This is a genomic window from Mycoplasma sp. CSL7475-4, assembly GCF_024834065.1.
Lineage (GTDB): Bacteria > Bacillota_I > Bacilli_A > Mycoplasmatales > Metamycoplasmataceae > Mycoplasmopsis.
Window position 1 is genome coordinate 1 of record NZ_JANUYA010000015.1, and the last position, 4,843, is coordinate 4,843.

General features: G+C 45.8%; 2 rRNA genes. Both read right to left on the reverse strand.

The features are described from left to right. Positions 1 to 88 precede the first annotated feature (88 nt). Positions 89 to 2,972 (reverse strand): 23S ribosomal RNA (locus tag NXS15_RS03680). A gap of 312 nt (positions 2,973 to 3,284) precedes the next feature. Next, positions 3,285 to 4,799 (reverse strand): 16S ribosomal RNA (locus tag NXS15_RS03685). The 16S and 23S rRNA genes sit together here, the layout of an rRNA operon. Positions 4,800 to 4,843 lie beyond the last annotated feature (44 nt).

Here is a 4,843-nt window from a genome sequence, read left to right on the forward strand (position 1 = left end):
ATAAAAAAAAAATACTCCGTGTGGAGCGTGTTCTCTGAAAACTGAATAGTAAATTTTAAAACTCATTGAAATGTATAAAATACACATTACTTTTAAACCTATCGATTTATTAGTATTGGTCAGCTCAACATATCGCTATGCTTACACATCCAACCTATCAACCTCATAGTCTATAAGGAATCTCAAGGGAATACTAATCTCTGAGGAGGCTTCCCACTTAGATGCTTTCAGCGGTTATCCTTTCCGTACTTAGCTACCCAGCTATGCTCCTGGCGGAACAACTGGAACACCAGTGGTACGTCCGTTTCGGTCCTCTCGTACTAAAAACGGCTCTCATCAATATTCCAACGCCCACATCAGATAGGGACCGAACTGTCTCACGACGTTCTGAACCCAGCTCGCGTACCGCTTTAATGGGCGAACAGCCCAACCCTTGGAACCGACTCCAGCTCCAGGATGCGATGAGCCGACATCGAGGTGCCAAACCTTGCCGTCGATGTGATCTCTTGGGCAAGATAAGCCTGTTATCCCCAGGGTAACTTTTATCCGTTGAGCGACTGCCGTTCCATGACGTACAGCCGGATCACTAAGTCCTGCTTTCGCACCTGCTCGACTTGTAAGTCTCACAGTCAAGCACACTTCTACCTTTGCGCTCTGCATACGGTTTCTGACCGTATTGAGTGTACCTTTGAACGCCTCCGTTACTCTTTAGGAGGCGACCGCCCCAGTCAAACTACCCGCCACGCACTGTCCTCCCACCTGATTATGATGGCAAGTTAGAAACTCAATATAACAAGGGTGGTATTTCAAGGTTGACTCCGCTAGAACTAGCGTCCTAGCTTCAGCGTCTCCCACCTATCCTACACATGTTAGACCAAATTTCAATACGAAGTTGTAGTAAAGCTCCATGGGGTCTTTTCGTCTTGATGCGGGTACCCAGCGTTTTCACTGGGACCATAATTTCACCGAGTCTAGTGTTGAGACAGTTGAGAGATCATTGCGCCTTTCGTGCAGGTCAGTATTTAGCCGACAAGGAATTTCGCTACCTTAGGACCGTTATAGTTACGGCCGCCGTTCACCCGGGCTTCATTTCAACGCTTCGCATAAGCTAACGCATCCACTTAACCTTCGGGCACTGGGCAGGCTTCACCCCCTATACATCACCTTGCGGTTTAGCAGAGAGCTGTGTTTTTGATAAACAGTTGCCCCTCATAATTTTCTGTGGCTCACTTTCGTGAGCACCCCTTCTTGCGAACTTACGGGGTCATTTTGCAGAGTTCCTTAACACTAGTTTTCTCGCTCGCCTTAGAATACTCATCTTGGGGACGTGTGTCCGTTCTCGGTACAGGTTTCCGTAATATTAAAGTTTAGAAGCTTTTCTTGGAAGCATGAAATCAACTAATTCAACTAAAGTCTATGCGTCATAGCTCCCGGTTAATGAATTGCGGATTTGCCTACAATTCCCAGTTACTATTTGCCCCTCAATCCAGTAAGAGGTAAGTTTATCCTTCTCCGTCACTCCATCACTATTACAGAAAGTACAGGAATATTAACCTGTTGTCCATCGACTACGCCTGTCGGCCTCGCCTTAGGTCCTGACTTACCCTGGGTGGACGAACCTTGCCCAGGAAACCTTCCCCAATAGGCGTCGCAGATTCTTACTGCGAATCGTTACTCATACCGGCATTCTCACTTCTTAGCGCTCCACTAGTCCTCACGGTCTAGCTTCACCGCCCTAAGAACGCTCCTCTAACGTACATAAATGTACCCGTGGCTTCGGTTTCGTGTTTTAGTCCCGTTAAATTATTGGCGCAGGGTCTCTTGACTAGTGAGCTATTACGCACTCTTTAAAAGATGGCTGCTTCTGAGCCAACTTCCTAGTTGTTTATGAAACCCCACAACCTTTCTCACTTAACACGAATTTGGGACCTTAGCCGACGATCTGGGTTGTTTCCCTCGCGAGCCGGGACGTTAGCACCCCGGTTCCGACTGCATGGCAATACATGATGGTATTCAGAGTTTGATTATAGTCAGTACCGCTAGGCGCGGCCATTCCACATTCAGTGCTTTACCACCATCATTTAACACCACACGCTAGCCCTAAAGCTATTTCGAGGAGAACCAGCTATCTCCAAGTTCGATTGGAATTTCTCCGCTATTCACAAGTCATCCGGGCACTTTTCAGCGTACTACGGTTCGGCCCTCCACTTGGTGTTACCCAAGCTTCAGCCTGCTCATGAATAGATCACCTGGTTTCGGGTGTATGCCATCGTACTAAAGCGCCCTATTAAGACTCGATTTCTCTACGGCTCCGCTTTTTTCTGCTTAACCTTGCACGATAACATAACTCGCCGGTCCATACTGCAAGATGTACGCCATCACCCTTAAATGGGCTCTGACTAATTGTAAGTAAGTGGTTTCAGAATCTATTTCACTCCCCTCCCGGGGTTCTTTTCACCTTTCCCTCACGGTACTTGTTCACTATCGGTGTCTGGTTAGTATTTAGCCTTACCGGATGGTCCCGGCAGATTCAGACAGGGTTTCACGTGCCCCGCCCTACTCAGGATGCAGTCAAGAGATTAAACAATTTCGCTTACAGGGCTATCACCTTCTATGGCGCATCTTCCCAAATGCTTCTGCTATCATTTAATTTTGTAACTCTGTGTAGACTGTCCTACAACCCCATTATAAAATGGTTTGGGCTCTTTCTCGTTCGCTCGCCGCTACTGAAGAAATCATTTTTTATTTTCTTTTCCTCATGCTACTAAGATGTTTCAGTTCACATGGTGTCTCGCTCGACTTCCTATGTATTCAGAAGAAGGCAACTAGGCATTACCCTAGTTAGGTTCCCCCATTCGGAAATCCCCGTTTCGTAGCTCATATCCAGCTCCACGAGGCTTATCGCAGGTAATCACGTCCTTCATCGACTTCCAGACCCAAGGCATCCACCACAAACTCTTACTTATTTAAAAGTATGTCCTTAATTTATAAAATTAAGATTTCCTATTGTTGTTATGATGTGTATTTTAAGACATTTCAATGAGTTATATTAATATAACTACTCGATGAATCAAAACAAATTAACCAAATTAATTTATTGTTTGATGTCGTTGTAATATTTTAAAATAATTACTATTCAGTTTTCAAAGAACGAATTGAGAGTCGTCCTCTCAAAACTAGATATATTGCTTACGACCTAATAAGCCATGACAAGTTTTATAAATATAAAGTAGGTCTGAATTAAGGTTAGTGTATCGATATTAAATCGATTTTGTACTCCGTAGAAAGGAGGTAATCCATCCCCACGTTCTCGTAGGGATACCTTGTTACGACTTAACCCCAGTCACCAGTCCTGCCTTAGGCAGTTTGTTAATAAACCGACTTCGGGCATTACCAGCTCCCATGGTTTGACGGGCGGTGTGTACAAGACCCGAGAACGTATTCACCGTAGCGTAGCTGATCTACGATTACTAGCGATTCCGACTTCATGGAGTCGAGTTGCAGACTCCAATCCGAACTGAGACCGGTTTTTTGTGGTTTGCTCACTGTCACCAGGTTGCTTCACTTTGTACCGGCCATTGTAGCACGTGTGTTGCCCCACTCGTAAGAGGCATGATGATTTGACGTCATCCCCACCTTCCTCCCGATTACTCGGGCAGTCTTCTTAGAGTGCTCAACTAAATGTTAGTAACTAAGAACAGGGGTTGCGCTCGTTGCAGGACTTAACCGAACATCTCACGACACGAGCTGACGACAACCATGCACCATCTGTCATTCCGTTAACCTCCACTATATCTCTATAGCTTTGCGGAAGATGTCAAGAGTGGGTAAGGTTCTACGCGTATCTTCAAATTAAACCACATGCTCCACCGCTTGTGCGGGTCCCCGTCAATTCCTTTAAGTTTTATTCTTGCGAACGTACTACTCAGGCGGATCATTTAATGCGTTAGCTGCGCCGATGAGTTCCCCATCAGCTAATGATCATCGTTTAGGGCGTGGACTACCAGGGTATCTAATCCTGTTTGCTCCCCACGCTTTCGTCTCTCAGTGTCAGTGTATGTCCAGTTAGCTGCCTTCGCCATGTTGGTGTTCTTCCTTATATCTACGCATTTCACCGCTTCACAAGGAATTCCGCTAACCTCTACATAACTCTAGTTTACCAGTATCCAACGCGGTTTGGGGTTGAGCCCCAAAATTTAACGCCAGACTTAATAAACAACCTACAGACGCTTTACGCCCAATAATTCCGGATAACGCTTGCAACCTATGTATTACCGCGGCTGCTGGCACATAGTTAGCCGTTGCTTTCTAATAAGGTACATTCAATACAATGGCATTTCCTACACTGTTTTTTATTCCCTTACCACAGCAGTTTACAACCCATGAGGCCTTCATCCTGCACGCTGTGTCGCTCCATCAGACTTTCGTCCATTGTGGAATATTCCCTACTGCTGCCTCCCGTAGGAGTCTGGGCCGTATCTCAGTCCCAGTGTGGCGGTTCAGTCTCTCAACCCCGCTAAACATCATCGCCTTGGTGGGCCGTTACCTCACCAACTAGCTAATGTTGCGCACCCCGCTCCTCCAGCGATGCTTTAAGGCACCTTTTATATTTCGGTCATGCGACCAAAATAAGTATTTGGTATTATCAGTTGTTTCCAACTGCTATTCCAAACTGAAGGGTACGTTGAGTACGTGTTACTCACCCATTCGCCGCTAAGTACAAAAGTACTTCGCTCGACTTGCATGTATTAGGCACACAGCCAGCGTTCATCCTGAGCCAGGATCAAACTCTCGAAAAAATTGACTTCGTCATGTTTATATATCTAGTTTTCAAAGAACGATT